This is a genomic window from uncultured Clostridium sp. (genome assembly GCF_963527835.1).
In the GTDB taxonomy this organism is placed as follows: domain Bacteria; phylum Bacillota; class Clostridia; order Clostridiales; family Clostridiaceae; genus Clostridium.
On the sequence record NZ_CAURTC010000005.1, the window covers coordinates 1 to 22,596 of the forward strand.

Annotated in this window: 18 protein-coding genes; 17 read left to right on the forward strand and 1 reads right to left on the reverse strand. The window is 30.5% G+C overall.

Annotated elements, in window-relative coordinates; all coding sequences use genetic code 11:
* The first annotated feature begins 429 nt into the window (after window positions 1-429).
* From rapZ to istB, 14 genes are all read left to right on the forward strand, one after another.
* Window positions 430-1,314, forward strand: a complete 885-nt coding sequence (gene rapZ / locus RYM86_RS04380; RefSeq protein WP_315078113.1) for an RNase adapter RapZ — start codon at window positions 430-432, stop codon at window positions 1,312-1,314.
* A complete protein-coding gene (locus RYM86_RS04385; protein ID WP_315078114.1) occupies window positions 1,311-2,672 on the forward strand; it encodes a YvcK family protein in 1,362 nt (453 codons plus the stop codon). The genes rapZ and RYM86_RS04385 overlap by 4 nt, the downstream gene beginning before the upstream one ends.
* A 15-nt stretch (window positions 2,673-2,687) precedes the next feature.
* A complete protein-coding gene (whiA, locus tag RYM86_RS04390) occupies window positions 2,688-3,635 on the forward strand; it encodes a DNA-binding protein WhiA (RefSeq protein WP_315078115.1) in 948 nt (315 codons plus the stop codon).
* 319 nt (window positions 3,636-3,954) lie between these two features.
* A complete protein-coding gene (locus RYM86_RS04395) occupies window positions 3,955-4,239 on the forward strand; it encodes a Dabb family protein (RefSeq protein ID WP_315078116.1) in 285 nt (94 codons plus the stop codon).
* Between the two features lie 360 nt (window positions 4,240-4,599).
* Window positions 4,600-4,929, forward strand: a complete 330-nt coding sequence (locus RYM86_RS04400; RefSeq protein ID WP_315078117.1) for a hypothetical protein — start codon at window positions 4,600-4,602, stop codon at window positions 4,927-4,929.
* Between the two features lie 38 nt (window positions 4,930-4,967).
* Window positions 4,968-8,588 (forward strand): DNA polymerase III subunit alpha, encoded by a 3,621-nt coding sequence (locus RYM86_RS04405; RefSeq protein WP_315078118.1) that lies wholly within the window; start codon window positions 4,968-4,970, stop codon window positions 8,586-8,588.
* Between the two features lie 533 nt (window positions 8,589-9,121).
* Entirely contained in the window at window positions 9,122-10,084 is a 963-nt protein-coding gene (gene pfkA / locus RYM86_RS04410) for a 6-phosphofructokinase (protein WP_315078119.1), read from the forward strand.
* A gap of 59 nt (window positions 10,085-10,143) precedes the next feature.
* Window positions 10,144-11,559: a pyruvate kinase gene (gene pyk, locus RYM86_RS04415; RefSeq protein ID WP_315078121.1), complete on the forward strand. Its 1,416-nt coding sequence runs from the start codon at window positions 10,144-10,146 to the stop codon at window positions 11,557-11,559.
* 341 nt (window positions 11,560-11,900) lie between these two features.
* Window positions 11,901-12,257 (forward strand): DUF1540 domain-containing protein, encoded by a 357-nt coding sequence (locus RYM86_RS04420; protein WP_315078123.1) that lies wholly within the window; start codon window positions 11,901-11,903, stop codon window positions 12,255-12,257.
* Between the two features lie 232 nt (window positions 12,258-12,489).
* Window positions 12,490-13,857 (forward strand): 23S rRNA (uracil(1939)-C(5))-methyltransferase RlmD, encoded by a 1,368-nt coding sequence (rlmD, locus tag RYM86_RS04425; RefSeq protein WP_315078124.1) that lies wholly within the window; start codon window positions 12,490-12,492, stop codon window positions 13,855-13,857.
* A gap of 210 nt (window positions 13,858-14,067) precedes the next feature.
* Window positions 14,068-14,493 carry a hypothetical protein gene (locus RYM86_RS04430; RefSeq protein WP_315078127.1) on the forward strand — a complete coding sequence of 142 codons (426 nt, stop codon included), beginning with the start codon at window positions 14,068-14,070 and terminating at the stop codon, window positions 14,491-14,493.
* A gap of 27 nt (window positions 14,494-14,520) precedes the next feature.
* Window positions 14,521-15,039 (forward strand): DDE-type integrase/transposase/recombinase, encoded by a 519-nt coding sequence (locus RYM86_RS04435; RefSeq protein WP_315078129.1) that lies wholly within the window; start codon window positions 14,521-14,523, stop codon window positions 15,037-15,039.
* A gap of 15 nt (window positions 15,040-15,054) precedes the next feature.
* Window positions 15,055-15,375 carry a Mu transposase domain-containing protein gene (locus RYM86_RS04440; RefSeq protein WP_399547282.1) on the forward strand — a complete coding sequence of 107 codons (321 nt, stop codon included), beginning with the start codon at window positions 15,055-15,057 and terminating at the stop codon, window positions 15,373-15,375.
* Window positions 15,338-16,096: an IS21-like element helper ATPase IstB gene (gene istB, locus RYM86_RS04445; protein ID WP_315078131.1), complete on the forward strand. Its 759-nt coding sequence runs from the start codon at window positions 15,338-15,340 to the stop codon at window positions 16,094-16,096. Before RYM86_RS04440 ends, istB begins: the two co-directional genes overlap by 38 nt.
* Before the next feature lie 330 nt (window positions 16,097-16,426).
* Here istB and RYM86_RS04450 read toward each other — a convergent pair whose 3' ends face one another.
* Window positions 16,427-17,407 carry a LacI family DNA-binding transcriptional regulator gene (locus RYM86_RS04450; protein ID WP_315078132.1) on the reverse strand — a complete coding sequence of 327 codons (981 nt, stop codon included), beginning with the start codon at window positions 17,405-17,407 and terminating at the stop codon, window positions 16,427-16,429.
* A gap of 1,033 nt (window positions 17,408-18,440) precedes the next feature.
* On the opposite strand from RYM86_RS04450, the gene RYM86_RS04455 reads away from it, so the two are divergent.
* From RYM86_RS04455 to RYM86_RS04465, 3 genes are all read left to right on the forward strand, one after another.
* Window positions 18,441-19,793, forward strand: coding sequence for a PTS transporter subunit EIIC (locus RYM86_RS04455; protein WP_315078135.1), 1,353 nt, complete (start codon window positions 18,441-18,443; stop codon window positions 19,791-19,793).
* 294 nt (window positions 19,794-20,087) lie between these two features.
* The gene (locus tag RYM86_RS04460; protein ID WP_315078138.1) at window positions 20,088-21,050 is read left to right on the forward strand and encodes a carbohydrate kinase; all 963 of its coding nucleotides are present in this window, start codon (window positions 20,088-20,090) and stop codon (window positions 21,048-21,050) included.
* A gap of 15 nt (window positions 21,051-21,065) precedes the next feature.
* Complete coding sequence (locus RYM86_RS04465) at window positions 21,066-22,535, forward strand: glycoside hydrolase family 32 protein (protein ID WP_315078140.1); 1,470 nt, start codon at window positions 21,066-21,068, stop codon at window positions 22,533-22,535.
* Window positions 22,536-22,596 lie beyond the last annotated feature (61 nt).

Below are 22,596 nucleotides of genomic sequence, written 5' to 3' on the forward strand. Positions count from 1 at the left end.
CGGTGGTGTGAGAGGACGCTAAATAAAATAATTATTTAGCTCCTACTCGATTTTAGGATCTATTTTTAATATATAGGAAAGTGTAGAATTTTTAAAGATTGAAAAATTGATAAAAGTTAAGTTTAAAATATTTAGTTGAAAATTGATAGTCGAAAGTGCAAAGTGAAGGAAGAAATTCCATGCTGGAATTTCAAAATATATATATTTTAGAAAACTTGAAGTTTTAATCCATAACTTTTAATTCTTATCTTTCTATTTTAAACTAAAAAGCGTGGCGCAGCCACTTTGTTCTTATAATATTAATAAAACATTTAATTAAAAACAGTTATAGAACTTTTTTTATTACAATGTATACTCTATAATATGTTATAATTTTAAGATGATAGTTATTAAATACATTATCGTTTATAGATAAGGAGGTCTTATTATATGAGATTTGTAATAGTTACAGGATTATCAGGTGCAGGTAAAACACAGGCAACTAGAAGTTTAGAGGACTTAGGATACTTTTGTGTAGATAACTTACCACCTAAATTAATAAATAAATTTGCAGAGTTATGTTCTCAAAGTGATGGGAAAATTGATAAAGTTGCATTAGTAATTGATATAAGAGGAGGAGTCTTCTTTGACGATTTATTTGAAACTTTAAATTACTTAAAGGAAAATGAATTTAAATATGAAATATTATTTTTAGATGCCTCAGATGAAGTTCTTATAAAGAGATTTAAAGAATCAAGAAGAAGTCATCCATTATCACCAGATGGTAGAGTTTTAAATGGAATAATCCAAGAAAGAAGTAAGTTAAGAGAGATTAAAGACAGAGCAGATATAATAATTGATACATCAAAATATGCTATAAGAGATTTAAGAGAAAAGATGAATGAGTATTATGGTGAAAATATTGAATCAGAAAAGCAATTATCAATTACTGTATTAAGCTTTGGATTTAAATATGGTATACCAGTGGATTCGGATTTAGTATTTGATGTAAGGTTTATACCAAATCCATTTTATATACCTGAACTTAAACAATATTCAGGTAATGATAAATCAGTAAAAGATTATGTATTAAAGCAAGAAGAAACTATTACTTTCGTAGAAAAGTTACAGGATATGCTTGAATATTTGGTACCTAATTATATAAAAGAGGGAAAAAGACAACTTATAATTTCAATAGGATGTACAGGAGGAAGACATCGTTCTGTAGCAATTGCTAATGAGATTTATGAAAGATTAAATAAAGGAAATTACAAAGCAAAGATAGAGCATAGAGATGTTGGTGAAGATCTTCATAGAGGAGAAAAGAAACTATGAGGATAAAGGAATTAATTAAACCAGGAATCAAAGTTAAGAGGTGGCTTTTCTTTGGTATATTTGGGATATTATTAATTGCATTTGGATTTACGGAATTGGTGACTCATAGGGTATATGACTTATATTATAGAATATTTTACGTACTTTTAAATATTACAGGAATTTTTGTTATATATATTTCAGTAAGTGAGACTATGAAATCAATAATAGCATTAGTAAATAGAGGATATATAAAGGTATCTTTTGATAGCAAAAAGATAGAAAGTTTCATAGAAGAAAAGAGATTATTAATAAAGGGGCCTAAGATAGTAGTTATAGGAGGCGGAACAGGCCTTTCTACTATGCTTAGGGGACTTAAGTACTATACATCTAATATAACTGCAATAGTAACAGTTGCTGATGATGGTGGAGGATCTGGAGATTTAAGAGAAGACTTAGGAATGCTTCCACCAGGAGATATAAGAAACTGTATATTAGCTTTAGCAGATACAGAGCCTATAATGGAAAATTTACTTCAATATAGATTTAAAGAAGGAAAACTGAAAAACCAAAGCTTTGGTAATTTATTTTTAGCAGCAATGGATGGTATATCTGATAATTTTGAAGAAGCGGTACAAAAAATGAGTTCTGTATTAGCAGTTACAGGAAAAGTTGTTCCGGTAACTTTAGATAATATGGAACTTGAAGCAACCCTTAAAAATGGAAAAGTAATTAGGGGAGAATCTCAAATACCGGAAGAAGCTATAAAACAAAATTCAAAAATAAGAAGTTTTAGGATTATACCTGAAGATGCAAAGCCATTAAAAGAAGCTATAGAAGCTATAAGAGAAGCTGATGCCATAGTTATGGGACCAGGAAGCCTTTATACAAGTATAATACCTAATTTATTAGTAAAAGATATAGCAAAAGAAGTAAGAAAAAGCGATGCATTAAAGTTTTATATATCTAATATAATGACACAACCAGGTGAAACTACAAAGTTTAAAGTATCAGATCACTTAAAGGTTTTACAAAAGTATGGTGGTAAAGATATAGTAAATTATGTTATTGCTAATGTTGGTGAAGTGGAAAATGAATTAAAAGAAAAGTATAAATTAGAAGATGCTGAGTTAGTTAAACTAGATAGTGAAGCTGTAAATAACTTAGGAATAAAAATAATTGGTGACAATTTAGTGAAAGTAAGTAAGGGATTTATAAAGCATGATGCTGATAAATTAGCTCAAGTTTTAGTTGATACTATCATGGAAAAGAAATTGTTATATGATAAGAAAAAGATAATAGAATATATGTATTTATCTCAGCGTATTAAAGAAAGAGTAAAAGAAGAGAAAACTAAATCAATTCTAAAAAAATTATAGATAAGGGGAAATAGGATGTCATTTTCATCTAAAGTTAAAGGCGAAATATGTAGATATGTGGATATGTGTAAAGAAGATGCATTAGCAGAAATATCTGCAATAATGAAAGTGAGTGGAACCATAGCTTTTAGTGGAAGTGGTTTAAGCTTCAAAATGACCACAGAAAACCCAGCAAGTGCAAGACTAATATTTACTCTCTTAAAAGAACATTTTAATATACACTCAAAACTTATGGTTAAGAAAAGTAATTCTTTGAAAAAGAATAATATTTATATGGTTGTTATTTCAGAAGATATGGGTGTTAGAGAGCTATTATACGAGACAGGAATACTGCAAGATATAGATGGTATAATGAACTTAAATTACCGAATTAATAAGAGCATGATTGAAACAGAAGAAAATAAAAGAGCCTATATAAGGGGTGCTTTCATTGGTGGTGGAAGTATAAGTAATCCAGAAAGAACATATCATTTAGAATTTGTTACTCATAGTGAAGAATATGCTATAGATTTAAAGGATATTATAAATACTTTTGGATTAAATTCTAAAGTTATTCAAAGAAAAAGTAGTCATATAATTTACATTAAAGAGGGAGAACAAATTGTAGACTTACTTAATATAATTGGTGCTCATGCATCTTTATTAGAACTTGAAAATATACGTATAATGAAGGAAATGAGAAATAATGTAAATAGACTTGTTAATTGTGAAACTGCTAATTTGTCTAAAACAGTTAACGCGGCAGTTAGGCAAGTTGAAAGTATTAGATTAATTCAAAATGAAATAGGATTACAAAGATTACCACAAAATCTTAGAGAAGTGGCAGAACTAAGATTAAATTATCCAGATGAGTCATTAAAGGAATTAGGACAAATGCTTGATCCTCCAGTTGGAAAGTCTGGAATAAATCATAGGCTAAGAAAAATTGAAAAAATAGCAGAAGAATTAAGAACTGGAAACTAAAAGAATGCTATGATTTAAAGGTGTGTTGATATTTTAGTATAAAGCTCGTGGACTGAGGAATTTACTTTAAGAACTCTAAAATAGATACTAGTCCAATTAATGCATGCTCCCAATGTAAAATTGTACTGTGTGAAAGTTCGTGGAACCAAATATAAAATTTGGACGCTCACTTTTGACAAGCAATTAATTCAACAAATATCTATTAAGAGTTCTAAAAAGCAAATTCCAATGCCACTACGCCATTATACTAAAATATCAAATTCACTTAAAACATAGCTAAAATAAAAATAATTATATTATTAAAAGGGAGGATTAATTTATGTTTACACACATAGTATTTTTTAAATTAAAGGACCCAACTAAGGAAAATGTAAAGTTTGTTGAGGAAGCTTTATTAAGTATGAATGGAAATATTGAAGAGCTTAAGGAACTAGAGGTTGGTGTTGATGTTATAAGAAGTGAAAGAAGCTTTGATGTTGGAATTATAACTAGATTCGACTCTAAGGAAGACTGTTTAGCTTATGATGTTAATGAATATCATGTTGAAAAAGTTAAAAAGGTTATTGGACCTTATGTGGAATGTAGTAAGTCATTAGATTTCTAGGATTAATTTAATAAAAGCTACGTTAGATGCTTTGTATCTAACGTAGCTTTACCCATCTTTAACTTTAATTTTAAATAGATATTCTGAGGACCTATCAACTTGATTGTAATTGATATATGAAATTATTAGTATGGCTATAATAATAATAGAAATAAATTTACGCATATTTAACACCTATTAATTTAATCATACAATATACTTATTTTACGTGTATTGTATGATGAAAGAATTGCATTAATATTAGTGTTTAGGTTTAAGAAATATTATTATTAGTCTATAATTATAGATAGATATATAGGTGGTGATTGCTTTTTTGAAAAGGTTGGATTTTTAAATAGGCTTAATGAAATTAATATTGTTGTGTGCATAGTTGAATTTGAAAGCTACGGAACAGAATATTGGATAAAGGATAGAAGTGATATTGATTTAGCTGTGATTGTAAAACAAAAAGTTAGTTTTCTAGATACATTAGATATTGAAGATGAACTTACAAAGTTAGCAAGTGAATACTATAATTATGATAAAATTCATCTTACATTTATATTATTTAAAGAATTTGAAAGTAAATTTGCAAGGATTGCAGTAGATAGTAATAATAAATTTCAAAAATTAGCTTACTTAGAAATATTTTTAGAGGAAAGTAAAGAGCACGTGATATTAAAATATAAGGATAATAGCAAAAATAATTAGGCATTTTGCATCTTATGAAAGGAGGCGCATATTTTATTATGTTAACTAAAAATGATAATAATATAAAAAGAGATACAATTCAGAATAAGAAAAAAGACTTTGTTCATCTTCATCTTCACACTGGATATAGCTTATTAGATGGATCGGGAAAAATAAAAGAAATCATGGCCAAAACCAAAGAACTTGGAATGGATAGTATAGCTATAACTGACCATGGAGTTTTGTATGGACTTGTAGATTTTTATAAAGCAGCCATTGAATATGGAATTAAACCAATACTTGGATGTGAAGTATATGTTGCAGGAAAGTCTATGAAAATAAAGCAGCCTGACAAAGAGAATTCAACATATCATTTAGTTTTATTAGTAAAAAATGAGATTGGTTATAGAAACTTAATGAAGATAGTATCTACAGCATCAATAGAAGGGTTCTATTATAAGCCTAGAGTGGATCATGAGTATTTAAAGGCACATAGTGAAGGGATAATAGCTCTTAGTGCTTGTTTAGGCGGAGAAGTTCAATCTTATGAGTTAAAAGGAAATTATGAAAAAGCTAAAGAAACAGCACTTTTATATAAGGACATATTTAAAGAGGATTTCTATTTAGAAATTCAAAATCATGGGATGGATGAACAAAGAAAAGTAAATGAAGAAAATATAAAGTTATCTAAAGAATTAGGAATACCATTAGTAGCAACTAATGATGTTCATTACATAAAAAAAGATGGTTATAAATCACATGACATATTAATGTGCATTCAAACAGGAAAAACTGTGGATGATGTTAATAGAAGAAGATATCCTTCAGACCAGTTCTATTTAAAATCTCCTGAAGAAATGTGGGAAATGTTTTCTTACATACCTGAAGCGTTAGAAAATACTGTGAAAATTTCTAAGCAGTGTAATTATGAATATAAATTTCATGAATCTAAGTTACCTAAATTTCCATTGCCAGAAGGTGAAGAACCATATAATTATTTGAAAAATACTTGTTATATGGGATTAATAGAGAGATATGAGGAATTTGAAGATTTTAGGGGTAAGGATTTAGATTATGATAAGTTAGAGGATTTAAAATCCAAAAATGATTTTGCAAAAGATCTTATAGATAGACTTGAATATGAGCTTCAAATAATAAAGCAAATGGGATATATTGATTATTTCTTAATTGTTTGGGATTTTATTAAATTTGCCAATGATAATGGAATACCAACAGGTCCAGGGCGTGGGAGCGCAGCGGGTTCAATAATTGCATATACCTTAGGAATAACTAAGATAGATCCGATAAAGTATAGTCTGATATTCGAAAGATTCTTAAATCCTGAAAGAGTATCTATGCCTGATATTGATAGCGATTTTTGCTATGAAAGAAGACAAGAAGTAATAGATTATGTAGTAGAAAAGTACGGAGAAGATAACGTATCGCAAATTATAACTTTTGGAACAATGGCAGCTAGAGCATGTATTAGAGACGTTGGTAGGGCTATGAATTATAGTTATAGTGAAGTAGATAAAATATGCAAAATGATACCTACAATGCTTGGTATAACTATAGAAAAGGCACTTGATTTTAATCCAGAGCTTAAAGAGATATATGATAAAGACGAAAGAGTTAAGTCATTAATAGATATGTCAAAGGACTTAGAAGGACTTCCAAGACATTCGTCAACTCATGCAGCTGGCGTAGTTATTGCATCAACTCCATTAGTTCAATATGTGCCTCTGCAAAAAAATGATGAAATGATAGTAACTCAATTTGGGATGACTACGTTAGAAGAACTAGGATTGCTAAAAATGGATTTCTTAGGTCTTAGGACGTTAACTGTAATGAATGAGGCACTTAAGATTATAAAAGAAAATAGAAATATAGAGATAGATTTAGATAAAATTGATTTTGATGATAAAGAAGTTTATAAGATGATAGGGGAAGGGAAGACTGCGGGAGTATTCCAATTAGAGTCTCCTGGAATGGTATCCTTTATGAAAGAATTAAAGCCTGATTCTTTAGAGGATATAATTGCCGGAATTTCATTATATAGACCAGGTCCGATGGCTGAAATACCAAGATATATAGAATGTAAGAGAAATCCTGAGAAAGTCAAATATGATGCACCAGAACTAGAAGAAATACTAGATGTAACCTATGGAGTAATGGTATATCAAGAGCAAGTTATGGAGATAGTTAGAAAGCTAGCAGGATATTCTATGGGACGAAGTGACATGGTTAGAAGAGCCATGTCAAAGAAGAAACATAAAGTTATGGAAGAAGAAAGAAAGAATTTCATTCATGGAATTATCGAAGATGGTGAAGTAGTAGTTCCAGGATGCATTAGAAATGGAATTAGTGAAGACGCGGCAAATAAGATCTTTGATAATATGATGGATTTTGCTTCGTATGCATTTAATAAATCCCATGCGGCAGCATATGCAGTAGTTGGATATCAAACTGCATATTTAATGAAATATTATCCTGTAGAAATGATAGCAGCTATGTTAAATTCATTTATGGGAAGTAGTGAAAAAGTAGTATATTATATTTCGAAAGCTGAAGAATTGGGTATACAAGTACTTCCGCCAGATATAAATGAAAGTTTTGCTAAATTTACTGTTAAAGGAGAAACTATCAGATTTGGTTTGGCAGCTATAAAAAATGTTGGTATGAATTTAATAAATAGTGTTGTGAAAACAAGAGAAAATAAAGGTAAATTTGATTCGTTATTTGATTTTATTAGTAAAATAGATTTATCTGCTATAAATAAAAGAACTATTGAAAGTTTAATAAAATCAGGGACATTTGATAGCTTTAAGATATATAGATCAAAATTATTGGCTGTATATGAAAAAATGGTTGATAGTATTTCAAGTGATAGAAAAAGAAATATAGATGGGCAAATAAGTTTGTTTGCATCAAATGATATTTATGTACCAGAAATAGAATATCCAAATATAAATGAATTTGATAAACGTTCATTATTAACAATGGAAAAAGAGATGACGGGATTATATATATCAGGTCATCCATTAGATGATTATGCACAAAGTTTAAAATTTCAAACTTCAAATGAAATAGGAAAAATATTTTCACATCATGAGTTATTAGATGATACTTTAGAAATTCCAATGCTAGATGATGTTATTATTAATAATAATGAATCTGGAATTAATGACAATGATAGAGTGATTCTTGGTGGAATATTAACACAAGTGAATAAAAAAGTTACAAGAAATAACACAATTATGGCATTTTTGCAGTTAGAAGATTTGACTGGAACAATAGAGGTTATAGTTTTCCCAAAGGTTTTAGATAGAGTTAGAGAACTATGCAATGAGGATGATTTGGTAATAATTAAAGGTAGAGTAAGTTTAAAAACAGATGAATTACCTAAATTAATATGTGAAAGTATAGAACCTTTGGAAAAAATAAATTCTTCTAAAATATATTTAAGAGTACAAAATACTATTAAAGCAAAAGAATTAAGTTTAAATTTAAAAGACTTAATAAAAGAGCATAAAGGTGATACACCTATCTATATTTTCGCAGATGAGCAAAGACAACAGTTTAGAGTTCCAAGAGATAGATGGATAGATATGAATGAAGAATCTTTAGGTTTGCTAAGAAAGTTTGTTGGAGAAGAAAATGTAAAAGTGATAGAATTATAGTTATTGTGACTATATATTAATCATATGAAATATAAAAGTAGTTGATAAAATCTATGGATAAGTAAACATTTGTTGAGAATTGAGAGCGGAAATTGTAGAGTCAAAAAGACTTTCAACCAAAACTTTCAACTGTCATCTCTTTACTTTAAACTAAAAAGGTTGGCATAGACTATTTTTGTTCTAAAAATCAAGAAAAAAATTATAATATGATATGATTTTAATACTACTTGGTTATAATATAAGTTGAGTGTTATTTAAAAATATATGAAATTAGTATATAATCTAATATGTTAACACTACTTTACGCAATAATTATCATGATAAATAAAGAATTATATAGAATATTGTCTAAAAAATCACTGAATATATAGTAGATTTTTTAGATAAAAATATATTAATATCAAAACTTATCTAAATATGATTGATAAATATTACATTTTTATGTACAATTATTAGTGGTTAATAAGACATGCATAAACTATGCGCAGGTAGGACTTTGGGTGTCCTAGTTGTTGTTTAAGGAGGAATATATTATGAAGAAAATAGCTATTTTAACAAGTGGTGGAGATGCCCCAGGAATGAACGCAGCTATAAGAGCAGTAGTAAGAACAGCCATTGATAAGGGACTTGAAGTTATGGGAGTTCAAAGAGGCTACAGTGGATTACTTAATGGTGAACTATTTGCAATGAATAGAACATCAGTATCTGATATTATTCAAAGAGGTGGAACAATCCTAAGAACTGCTAGATGCCCAGAGTTCAAAGATGAAGAGGTAAGAAAAAGAGCAGTTAAAATATTAAATGCTTATGGTGTAGATGCTTTAGTTGTTATTGGTGGAGATGGATCTTTTATGGGAGCCAAGTTACTATCAAAACTAGGAATTAAAACTATAGGATTACCAGGAACAATAGATAATGATTTAGCTTATACTGATTTCACAATAGGATTTGATACAGCATTAAATACTATTGTTGATGCAATAAATAAAATAAGAGATACATCAACTTCTCATGAAAGAGTTTCAATAATTGAAGTTATGGGAAGAGATTGTGGAGATTTAGCTCTTCATGCTGGTATCTCAAGTGGAGCAGAAGCTATAATAGTTCCAGAAATGGGTGAATTTGATAGAGATGCGCTTTGCAGAACTATATTAGAAGGTAAAAACCATGGAAAAACTCATAGCATAGTTATTCTTGCAGAAGGAATTGGTGGAGCAGAAGAACTATCAAAATATGTTGAAGAGTTAACAGGAGTAGAAGCAAGAGCTACAATATTAGGTCATATTCAAAGAGGTGGAGCACCATCGGCTTCAGATAGAGTTTTAGCTTCAAGATTAGGATCTAGAGCAGTAGAAGTTCTTCTACAAGGAGAAACTTCAAGAGTAATAGGAATTAGAGACAATGAAATTATAGACCAAGATATAGATGAAGCATTAGCTATGGAAAGTAAATTTGATTTAGATCTATATAATGTAGCAGAAGTATTATCACGCTAATAAATTTTTATTTATATAAATTTTTATAAACTAATTAGAATAAAGAGGAGTGTACTTACATGAGAAAGACTAAAATGATTTGTACTATTGGACCAGCAAGTGAAGACAGAGAAATATTAGAACAAGTAATGTTAGCAGGAATGAATGCTTCAAGACATAACTTTTCACATGGTGATCACGAAGAACATAAAGGAAGAATAGAAAAAGTTAAAGAATTATCAAAGAAACTTGATAAAGAAATAGCTATCATCCTTGATACAAAAGGACCAGAAATAAGAACTGGAAAATTCGAACCAAACAAAGTTGAATTAGTTAAGGGTACAGAATTCACAGTATATGCAGGAGATATGTCAGTAGTTGGAGACACTACAAAGTGTGCAGTTACTTACGAAGGATTAGCTAATGATGTTAAACCAGGAAATACAATCTTAATAGATGACGGTTTAGTAGGATTAACAGTTAAATCAGTAGAAGGAAACGCAGTTATCTGTGAAGTTCAAAATACTGGATTAGTTGGAACTCATAAGGGTGTTAATGTACCAGGAGTTTCAATCCAATTACCAGCTCTTACAGAAAAAGATAAATCAGATTTAATATTTGGTTGTGAAATGGGAGTTACTATGATAGCAGCTTCATTCGTAAGAAAAGCAGCTGACGTAGTAGCTATAAGAAAAGTTCTTGATGAAAATGGTGGAAAGAACATCTTAATCTGCCCTAAAATCGAAAACCAAGAAGGTGTTGATAACATCGATTCAATATTAGAAATCTCAGATGCTGTAATGGTAGCTAGAGGAGATTTAGGTGTTGAAATTCCAATAGAACAAGTACCAGCAGTTCAAAAAATGATCATTCAAAAATGTAATGCAGCTGGAAAACCAGTTATTACTGCAACTCAAATGTTAGATTCTATGATTAGAAATCCAAGACCAACAAGAGCTGAAGTTTCAGACGTAGCTAACGCTATTTTAGATGGTACTGATGCAATAATGTTATCAGGAGAAAGTGCTAACGGAACTTACCCAGTAGAAGCTGTTAGAACTATGGCTAAAATTGCTGAAGAAACTGAAAAGCAATTAGCTCATAAAGTTGCTTACTCAAATGATAAATCATCAATGTCAGAAGTAATTTCAAGAGCAGCATGTAATGCAGCTAATGAATTAGAAGCAACTGCTATAATTTCTTCAACTCAAACAGGAGCTACTGCTAAGAGAATATCTAAGTCTAGACCAGATTGTACAATCATAGCTGTTACTCCAGATGAAGTAGTAGCAAAACAATTAGCATTCTCATGGGGAGTTTATGCAATAGTTGCTGATAAAATGTCTTCAACTGACGAAATGATGACAAAATCAGTTGAAATAGCAAAAGAACATAACTATGTTATAAATGGTGATACAGTAGTTTTAGCTGCTGGAGTTCCAGTTGATAAAACAGGAACAACTAACCTATTAAAAGTTAGCGTAGTAGGCGAATAATAAATTTATAATAAAAAAGCTTTCGATTTTATTCGAGAGCTTTTTTATTCTTTTTATTAATTATTAAGTTTAATAATTAAATATAAAAATTATTTACAAATAATTTACAAAATAATTATGTTATGTTATGATAGAATGTATATTATTTACTGTATTAGACCATAATGATAATAAGGAATTAATTGGCAACTGATTCTCTATTTGCACCCTTAGGGGTGCCTTTTTTTATGTCTTTTTAGTGCGTTGATATGTGAATAAGTAAAGTGGACTGAGTAAAGAATAAGTTTTATTATAATGGAGCAAAATAAGTCATAAGGAAAATATAAGAAAGAGTGATAATTATGACTATATTAAATTGTGCAGCTATGAGTTGCGTACATAATGAAGCTGAAATGTGCCAAGCGGGATATATATTAATTGAAGGAAAGGGCTCAACAACAACAGCAGAAACAAGTTGTTCAAGTTATAAGCCAAATAAATTTATAAACCAAGTAAAGGCCATTGCTAATACTAATTATGTTGGAGAAGTAATGCAGTTATTTTCTTCTATAGATGAAGTAAAGATGAATCCCCAAATTAATTGTCAGGCAGTAAATTGTTTTTTTAATTCTTCTGGAAGATGTGAATCAAGAAATGTAGCTATTTCTGTTGATAAAAATGATCAGTTTAAAGTTATGTGTGAGACTTTTGTAAAATAATATTTTTTGCTAGAATTTTTTCATACATATTTAAAATTAGAAGCATAAAAAATCTACTACTACATGTTAGCCTTAGAGATTTTATTCTAATACATATTTATTATTAATGATTAAATAAATATATACTTATTAAGTTTAGAAAACTCAAAGGTTTGTTAATTAAGCTATTATATAAAACTTATAATGTGATATAATTTAGAGAAGTTATAATTAAATAAAGGTGGATTTTAAGTTGATAGAAAAAAATAAAGAATACATTTTAGATATATTATCACAAGGATATGAAGGCGAAGGAGTAGCTAAAATAGAGGGGTATCCTGTATTTATTCAAGGTGCTTTACAAGGTGAAAGAATTAAAACTAAAATTATAAAAGTTAAAAAGAACTATGCATATGGTAAGATTGAAGAAATAATTAACGCATCAGAATATAGAGAAGAGCCTAAGTGTTCAAATTATAAAAGATGTGGTGGATGTTCAATTCAACATATGAATTATAAAAAACAATTAGATTTTAAATGGGAAAGAGTAAAAGATTGTATAGAAAAAATTGGTGGATTATCAAAGGATTTAGTTAATTATCCATTAGGAATGGATTCTAATCCATATAGATATAGAAATAAAGTTCAACTTCCAATTGGAAAAGTGAATGATGAGGTTGTCATTGGATTTTATGCACCAAGAAGTCATGACATAATAGATTTAGATTATTGTTTAATTCAAGATAAAGTTGCAGATGATGTAGCAAATCTTACAAAACAATGGATAAAAAGAAATAATATTGAACCAGCAACATTAGACGGACAGTTTAATCCTAATGGAATTCTGAAACATTTAATGATAAGAAGAGGATTTGAAACAGATGAAGTAATGGTTGTTCTTGTTGCTACCACTTCAAATATTCCTCAATTAGATGAATTTAAACATATTATATTAGAAAATATAAAAGGAATAAAAAGTATAGTATTAAATATAAACCCTAAAAATACAAATGTTATTTTAGGTGATGAATGTATAACATTATATGGAGAAGATGCTATTAAAGATTACATAGGGGAATTTAAATTTAATATATCTCCATTATCATTTTTTCAGGTTAATCCAATTCAAACTGAGATATTGTATAATAAAGCATTAGAATATGCAGAGTTAACAGGAAATGAAACTGTTTTTGATGCGTATTGTGGAACTGGAACAATAACTTTATTTTTATCTCAAAAAGCAAAAAAAGTGTACGGTGTTGAGATAATAGAGCCAGCAATTATTAACGCTAAAGAAAATGCTAAGCTTAATAATGTGGATAATGTAGAATTTTTTGTGGGTAAATCTGAAGAAGTAATACCAACTCTTATAAATGATGGAATAAAAGCTGATGTAGTAGTTGTAGATCCTCCAAGAAAAGGTTGCGATATTAAGTTATTAGAAGCTATTGGAGAAGTAAAGCCTAAAAAAGTAGTTTATGTTTCATGCGATCCAAGTACATTAGCTAGAGACTTAAAGATTTTAAATGAAAAAGGATATTCAGTTGTTGAAATTCAACCAGTAGATATGTTCCCTCAAACTTCTCATGTTGAAAATGTAGTAAAATTAATAAAAAAATAAGCATTAAATGCAGTAATAGAAATCCTAATTAGAAATTTATCTAGTTGGGATTTTGTTTTATATATATATGTTCCATTTAAGATACTACATATAGTTCATTACCGTATAATCAATTAACTGTATTAATGCTAAGATAAAAATGTACTAAGTTGCTAATATTTTAATGTACAATATTGATAAAATTTTATAAAGTATTAATTGGTGATGAATATGATTTTTAAAGTAAATATTAATACTGAAATAAAATTAGAATCAGTAAAAGACTTAAATAAATTGAAGGTACTTGTGGAGGTCAATAATTTGGATAAGCCTAATTTTAGTGAATTAGCAAGGCAATTAGGAATTGATAGAAGAACAGTAAAAAAATATTATGAAGGAAACATAGAAAAATCAAGAAAACAGAAAAAATCTAAACTAGATGATTACTATAATCTAATTTCGTCCCTGCTTTCAGCAGAAAATAAACAAATATTCTATTACAAATCACATCTATATAGATATTTAGTTAGAGAACATAATCTAGAATGTTCTAGAAGTAATTTCAACTATTTTATTCTAAAAAATAGTGAATTTGCAGATTATTTTAAACCTAAAGCTAAAAGAGATGCCATAAAATCAGAAACACCATTTGGGTAGCAAGCACAGTTTGATTGGAAAGAAAAATTGAAATTTACTTTCAAGGATAATAGTGAAATACTGTTTAATGTAGGAAGTCTAGTATTATCTGCATCTAGGTTTAAGGTATGGACAATTTGTCCATCTACCAATCAGAGCCATTTATTTGATTTCTTGGCTAACGCATTCGAAACGTTAGGAGGAGTTCCAAATGAAATTTTAATTGATAATGCATCAACCATGATGGATAAAGCTAGAACTGAACGTTCTGACGGTAAAATAAACACTAAATTTCAGCAATTAGCTGATGATTTTGGATTTAAAATAGTTCCATGTGTTAGAGCGAGGCCAAATACTAAAGCAAAAGTTGAAAATCCAATGAGAGTTATTGATGAAATTATGATTTATAACGGCATGCTAGAAAATATTGAAGAATTATACGAAAAGATGAGTATTATAACCAACGAAGCAAATTCAAGGGTATGTCAGGCTACCGGATTACCACCTATATTAGTTTTTAATAAAGAAAAAGAGCATCTTTTACCACTACCACATGCCAAAGTATGATCTTCTTACAAAAATATTACTGTTCATGCGAAAGTGAATACAAATGGCTTATTTAACTATAAAGGCAATATGTATTCTGTTCCACCTGATTTAATTGGTAAAAATATTACTGCTGAGATTATCGAAACTAACCTCAATGTGTATTATAACAAAAAATTAGTTACAATACATAATATTTCTGATACTAAAATAAATTATAAAAATACGCATCATTTAGAAATGCTTGGATTAACTTTTAAGAATAAAGATGATGTTAAAGAATATGCTGATAAGCATTTTAAGGAATTGGAGAAATTTAATGAACAATTATCAACAGTTACAACAAAATCTACATGATTTAAAATTAACACAAATAAGCTTGAAAATTGATGATTATATAGCGAAAGTAAATGAAGAAAAGATAAGTATCGTAGATGCCTTATATGAGCTTACTACAAAGGAATTAGAAGTAAAAAACTTTAATGCAACTAATGCCATGGTAAAAGTAGCTGGATTTCCACATTTGAAGGAAATGAAAGACTTTGATTTTGAATTTCAACCTAAAATAAATAAACAACAATTTTTAGATTTTCAAAGTTTAAGATTTTTAGAAAGTAATAGTAATATAATTCTAATTGGAAATAGTGGTGTTGGGAAAACTCATTTAGCAACATCCATTGGCATTGCGGCTGCTAAAAAAAGAGTAAGCACATATTTTATAAAATGCCAAGATCTTATGGAGCAATTAAAAAAAGCTTATTTAGAAAATAAATTAGATAGTAGGATAAAACATTTTAGCAAATATAAGCTGTTAATAATTGATGAGATAGGCTATTTGCCTATCGGAGAACATGAGGCTAAAATGTTTTTTCAACTAATCGATAAACGATATGAAAAGAAAAGCACTATAGTTACAAGTAACATAAATCTATCCGACTGGAATCAAATATTTGTTGATAATATGTTAGCTAGTGCTATTCTAGACAGATTAGTCCACCATTCTAATATTGTGAATATATTAGGAAATTCTTATAGGACGGCAACTGCTCTCTCAAGGATTTCTGACAAAAATAATTAGTAGATTTGTACATAAAAATATTGGCATAATTGTTCAAAAAAATCTTGACATTAATAAAAGAGTGTGAAACAAGCACTACTTTGTTTCCCGCTCTGGCATCTTAGGTTATTCGGGTGGCGTATAGTGTTAGGCATAGAGCAGTACAAAGGAGTTAAGATAATAAGTGTTCATGAAGATTATCAATCATTTTTTCTGTCTGTTCTCGAGATGTATTCACTGTATCCCTTTTTGTTAGGGTGTTAATAAATAACGCCCTTTTATCAAATAAAATAGCCCTATTCGTAGAAAATCGAATAGGGCTATTTTGGTTGTCAAAATTAATGGAAAATTCTAAGATGTGGTTTCTTTTTCGATTAGTTTAGCTGGAACAATGCTTTTGTAGGCTTTGTAATTATCTAAAGATTCCAAAGCAATTTGTGCCATAAGTGGGATATTCTGTTCGATGGAAGTGATAGGAAAAGGGGCATAATCCGAAACTGGGGAGTTGTCATAACCTATTATTTCAATTCTTTCGGGAATAGCAATACTATTTTTTATTGAATATTTTAGGACTAAATTCGCAATATCATCGTTGGAGCAGAAAATACCAATCTTTTTATCGGGGTATTTTTCTAAGAGATTAGTAAGCAATAAATTCATGGCTTTTTCAGCCTCTATACTATGAGGTAATGAGAGTTTCTTTTCAATAATAAGTTCATAAGGGTAATTTTTAACAATGAACTCAAAACCTAGAATACGATTAAATGATGGTAACTCTTCAAGATAATCATTGTTAATATGAATAAATACATCACAAGTTTTTTTTATTAAAAGTTCTCCAGCTAATTTTCCTCCTGTAAAATTATCGCTCTCAATTTGCATAAAATTTCCCCCAGCACGTTCAATGGTAATGACAGGAATAGACAATTCTTCAATCTCGCTACTATCTAATAAATGACTTAAAAGGATTAATCCCTTGATATTATAAGAAATTAAATCATTAATTAATTGCAATTCAGAATCTTTAGAATCATTAGAAGTATACACAATAAATTTATAACCTAATGATTTTCCTTGCTCGATTAATTGATTAAGTAGTTCGGAATAAAATCCTAGTTGGAGATGTGGGAAAATAATACCGACAAATTCCGATTTTCCTGTTTTAAGCATTCTAGCTAGATTATTTTGATTGTAGTTTAATTCTTTGATAACAGTTTCTATTTTCTCTTTAGTACGATCTGAGAGTAGTTCTGGCTTATTAAAATATCTTGAAACTGTAGCTAAAGAGCAACCACTTTTTTCCGCGATATCTTCAGTTTTAATTTTACTCATCTTTTTTCACACTCATTTCTTTTATTAAAATTATAACATATTTTTGTTGCTAAAACACTTTTAAACTAAAACTTGAAGTACAAGAAATACCTGAAAAAAAGCGTCTTTAGCGACAATATGAGCTTTCAACTGCCTTTACGCTGTGCCTAAGAATCTATTTTTATAGGTACTCGGCAATTTCTCGATAAATTGGACTAAAATTTTTTCAATTAGATTCTCGTCAATCATACCTTTTTTTCAAAAGCACCTTTAAAAATATTTACTAAGTAAGCGATTGCTTCGGCAAATGTTAGGTCGTTTAATTCTGAAACCATCAGATAAAATAATTCTCCGATCGTTCGCTTATCTGTTTCCTCATGATGTGTTGGACTGAGAGAATCATATAACTGACCATTACTGTAATTCCGCCATATGAAAGGCCTTGATATTTTGTCAAATGAAGATGTTGTTTGCATATCTTGAAAAAAACCTCAATTGACCTTATACCGATATTTTTTATCTGATAGGCAAAAACAATACTTTTCTTGTGAAAAATCGGCATTTCCTATTATGTTTAGACAAACACAATAGGATGTAATTGCCAATGTAATCAAAACTCAATGAAATTGTCAATAGTATGATGATGCATCAGGTTATTAACTGAACATTTGACATCAAAAAAACTAAAGTTTGACTCGGTAACAGCTTTTAATTGGTTAGCGAGAAAGTGGCTCAATTTACCACGTGAAGGCGGCTCACTTTCGCTGCAATATTCATTTAGTTTCATATTTGCAAAAAAAAATTTCAATTTAATTTCATTTATTTTTAAACCATAATCTTTTTATGAAGTGGTTTTGCTTTTATAAAGGATTTTTAAATCGTTTTGCTTTGAAATAAAAGTTTTTTCGCAAGGAATTGTGTTATATAAGTCCCATAAGGATTTTGTTTCTCTTTTTTAAAACGCTAACAAGAAAATGTAAAAAATGAATGAAAACGTTTGACAATATTTTTTTCGAATGGTATTATTAAAAACGTAAATAAGGAGGAAAAAAGTATGGATTATAGTAAACTTGTAAAGAAAATAAGTAAGTATATCGGCGGAAAAGAAAATGTCATAAGTGTTGTGCATTGTGTGACCCGACTTCGATTTAAGTTAAAAGACGAAGAGTTAGCAAATACAGATGTTATTAAAAACCTTGAGGGAGTTATGACAGTTATTCAAAGTGGAGGTCAATATCAAGTTGTCGTTGGAGAAGACAACGTTAAACCTGTTTATGAGGCAATATTAGAGGAATTAGAGATGACTCAAGTTGAAGAGTATGAATCTCTCTTCTCCCGATTTGTTTCTCTATTATCCAGCTTGTTTATGCCCATTCTCGGCGTTTTAGCTGCCTCTGGAATGTTAAAAGGTTTACTAGTGATAGCAACAACAAATGGGATTTTATCTGCGAGTGATGGGACTTATGAAATCTTATCTGCTGCGGCAGATGCCATGTTTTACTTTTTACCTATTATGTTAGGTTTCTCAGCGGGGAAAGTATTTAAGGCGAATCCGTATCTGGCTGCAACCATAGGAGCAACCCTTGTTTATCCATCAATTGTTTCAGCATATGATGTCGGTACTAGTTTAACATTTTTGCGAATTACAGTCGAACTCATGAATTACACATCGTCTCTTATTCCAATTGTTATTGCCGTATGGATACTTTCTAACGTAGAAAAGCAATTAAAGAAAATTATTCCGAGTACGATTGAGATGTTTTTTGTTCCATTACTGTCTTTAGTCATCATCGTTCCGTTAACTTTAATTGTTGTAGGACCAATTTCTACTTATGCAAGTCAAGGGGTAGCAGACGCGATGATGGCGTTACATAACATTAGTCCTTTAGTAAGTGGATTTGTCCTAGCAGGTCTTTGGCAATGTCTTGTTCTTTTTGGACTCCACTGGGCGTTTATTCCAATCTTTCTTAATAATATTGCGATTCAAGGCTTTGACCCTATTAATGCCATCGTTTACTGTACAATTTTTGCCCAAACTGGAGCATCGTTGGCCGTTGCATTAAAAACAAAATCGCCAAAGATGAAAACGCTAGCGTATTCTGCGACTATTTCTGGGTTTTTAGGAATCACTGAGCCTATTATCTATGGTGTAACATTGCCGTTAAAAAAGCCGTTCATAATGGGATTAATTGGAGCAGCATTTGGTGGGGCCATAGCAGGATCATCTGGAGCAAAAATGTTTGGTGGTCTTGCCCAAGGTGGGGTATTTGGTATTCCATTGTTTATTTCGAGTGAAGGCCTAAATCGTTCATTCATTGGGTTTGTCGCATCGTTAGGAGTGGCATTTATCATCTCACTTATCTTAACGCTTTTATTTGGAGTTCCAAAAGAAGAGACGAATAAGTAAATAGCACTGAAAATGACCCGCCGCCTCTACAGGCGGCGGGTCTGATGAGTTATCACTTCATGAGATGAGTCTTATGAAGATTTTTTTCGCTTTTTGTAAACGGTGACAAAAAAATGAAAAAAATGATTGAAAACGTTTGACATTATTTTTTTCAAGTGGTATGATTAGAACGTAATCTAATTTGAAGGAGTGAGGATGAAATAAAAATAGAAAATTCGCAACTGAATGAGCGAGCAATACGAGAAGAAATCATGTGTTAAAGATTTATGAAAAGAAAATTTCAGAGGTGTGAGGATGGCAAAATTATATGCAATTGGTGAAGTTTTAATTGATTTTATTTCTAATCAGAAACAGTGTAAGTTAAAAGATGTAGCAATGTTTGAAAAAGCATTCGGAGGAGCGCCAGCAAATGTTGCGATAGCGGTTGCTAGGTATGGTGGTGATGCTTCTATGATTACACAGGTAGGAGAAGATGCATTTGGCGACTTCTTAATCGAGACATTAGCTTCCAACGGTGTAAATACTTCGTACATTAAGCGAACAACTGAAGCGAATACTGGATTAGCATTTGTTTCTGTTCAAGCGAATGGCGAAAGGGATTTTTCCTTCTTTCGTAACCCGTCAGCGGATTTATTATTAAAACCAACTGATATCAAAAAAGACTGGTTTGAAAGAGGGGACTATTTACATTTTTGCTCAGTTGATTTAGTGGAAAGTCCAATGAAAGAAGCTCATAAACAAACTATTCGTTATGTGAAGGAGAAAAATGGATTGATTAGTTTTGATCCTAATGTTCGTTTATCTTTATGGGATGATCCAAATGCTTGTAAAGAAGCGATTCAAGAATTTTTACCTTTTGCAGATATTGTTAAGATTTCTGATGAAGAGTTAACGTTTATTACAGGTGAAGAAAGTGAAGAGAAAGCATTAGAAAGTCTTTTTGTCGGAGATGTTAAAATCGTCGTGTATACAAAAGGAGCAAATGGTGCAATGGTTCTTACGAAAGAAAAAAGTTTTCAACATCCCGGCTATCGTGTAGAGGTTGAAGATACAACAGGGGCAGGTGATGCATTTATAGGAAGTTTCTTATATAAATTGATTAGTCATAAGGTAACGAAAGAACAGCTTATTTCATTCATTCATGAAAATGCGCATGATGTGCTTTCTTTTTCCAATGCAGGTGGTGCTTTAACGACTTCGGGTAGAGGTGCAATCGGTGCTTTGCCGACTCGGGAACAAGTTGAAAAATTTATTTAAATGAAGGGGGAAAAAATGAAGCTATATGAAGAACAATATCGACCACAATATCATTTTACACCGAGTGAAAAATGGATGAATGATCCAAATGGAATGGTTTATTATGAAGGTGAATATCACTTATTTTATCAATATCATCCAGGAAGTACAGTATGGGGACCTATGCATTGGGGACATGTTATCAGTGAAGATTTAGTGAGCTGGAAACAAATGCCTATCGCATTAAAACCTGATGAACATGGAACTATTTTTTCAGGAAGTGCAGTCGTAGATTTGAATGATACGACAGGATTCTTTGATAGAGGTCATGGTTTAGTCGCTATTTTCACTCATCATGATGAATGTCCAGATATGAAGCGCGTAGTCCAGACTCAAAGCCTTGCTTATAGTAAAGATAAAGGGCGAACTTGGGAAAAGTATGAAGGTAATCCTGTCTTATCTAATGAAAATTATCCAGATTTTCGTGATCCAAAAGTATTTTGGCATGAGGAATCGAAGAAATGGATTATGACGTTGGCTTGTGGAAAGTCTCTTCATTTTTACGCTTCAGCGAACTTGAAGGACTGGGAATTCATGAGTGAGTTTAAAAAAGAGATGTCACATCAAGGGGTATGGGAATGTCCTGATTTATTCCAACTACCTGTAGAGGGAACGGGTGAGTTGAAGTGGGTTCTAATTCTTAGTCTGGGTATCGATCCGAATTGGGAAGAAGGTTCTCGAACACAATATTTTATTGGTGAATTTGATGGTAAGACATTTGTTAATGATAATAGTGAAGAAACGGTTCTTTGGTTGGATTATGGACGTGATAACTATGCAGGTGTAACGTGGTCTGATATGCCTGAAGAAGATAATAGACGAATCTACATTGCATGGATGAACAATTGGTGCTATGCCAACGTTGTACCGACTGAGAACTGGAGAGGTGCGATGACTTTGCCACGGGAGTTAACGCTTATTTCTACAGAAGAAGGGGTGCGAATCAAGCAACAACCGATTAAGGAAATAGAGAAACTAAGAGAAAAACATCATGAATGGAAAAATGTAGTGATTGAACCAGATAAAACGTTTGAGAAGCATTTGGAAACGGATTCAGTAGAAATCTTGGTTTCACTTGAGGTAGATAATGAAAGTGAATTTTATTTAAACTTAGCGGAAGAAGGGAACGAACACTATACACGTATTGGTTATAATGGGGAAAAGAATAGTGTGTTTGTGGATCGATCTCATTCGGGAGAGCATGATTTTAGCCCCGCTTTTCCAGGGAAAGATGAAGTTCAATTGGAAAGTAGGAGCCATACGCTTAACTTAAGAATCTTTGTAGATATCTCAACGGTTGAGGTGCTTGTCAATGAGGGAGAAAAATCTTTGACGTATTTAGTTTTTCCAAAAGATAAAATAAACAAAGTAGCCTTCTCATATCATGGGGGTGAAACAAAGATTCATTCATTTGAAATTTATGATTTAAAAGGGATATGGAATTAATGGTTCATTAAGATAAAAATTTAGTGCGGTACTAAAGCTTTATGAACAAATACACTAAACA

Coding starts and splice junctions, on each gene's coding strand:
- pfkA (WP_315078119.1), top strand. CDS start 9,122: ATGAAGAAAATAGCTATTTTAACAAGTGGTGGAGATGCCCCAGGAATG.
- RYM86_RS04395 (WP_315078116.1), top strand. CDS start 3,955: ATGTTTACACACATAGTATTTTTTAAATTAAAGGACCCAACTAAGGAA.
- RYM86_RS04385 (WP_315078114.1), top strand. CDS start 1,311: ATGAGGATAAAGGAATTAATTAAACCAGGAATCAAAGTTAAGAGGTGG.
- istB (WP_315078131.1), top strand. CDS start 15,338: ATGAACAATTATCAACAGTTACAACAAAATCTACATGATTTAAAATTA.
- RYM86_RS04460 (WP_315078138.1), top strand. CDS start 20,088: ATGGCAAAATTATATGCAATTGGTGAAGTTTTAATTGATTTTATTTCT.
- pyk (WP_315078121.1), top strand. CDS start 10,144: ATGAGAAAGACTAAAATGATTTGTACTATTGGACCAGCAAGTGAAGAC.
- RYM86_RS04420 (WP_315078123.1), top strand. CDS start 11,901: ATGACTATATTAAATTGTGCAGCTATGAGTTGCGTACATAATGAAGCT.
- RYM86_RS04455 (WP_315078135.1), top strand. CDS start 18,441: ATGGATTATAGTAAACTTGTAAAGAAAATAAGTAAGTATATCGGCGGA.
- RYM86_RS04450 (WP_315078132.1), bottom strand. CDS start 17,407: ATGAGTAAAATTAAAACTGAAGATATCGCGGAAAAAAGTGGTTGCTCT.
- rapZ (WP_315078113.1), top strand. CDS start 430: ATGAGATTTGTAATAGTTACAGGATTATCAGGTGCAGGTAAAACACAG.
- RYM86_RS04465 (WP_315078140.1), top strand. CDS start 21,066: ATGAAGCTATATGAAGAACAATATCGACCACAATATCATTTTACACCG.
- RYM86_RS04405 (WP_315078118.1), top strand. CDS start 4,968: ATGTTAACTAAAAATGATAATAATATAAAAAGAGATACAATTCAGAAT.
- whiA (WP_315078115.1), top strand. CDS start 2,688: ATGTCATTTTCATCTAAAGTTAAAGGCGAAATATGTAGATATGTGGAT.
- RYM86_RS04430 (WP_315078127.1), top strand. CDS start 14,068: ATGATTTTTAAAGTAAATATTAATACTGAAATAAAATTAGAATCAGTA.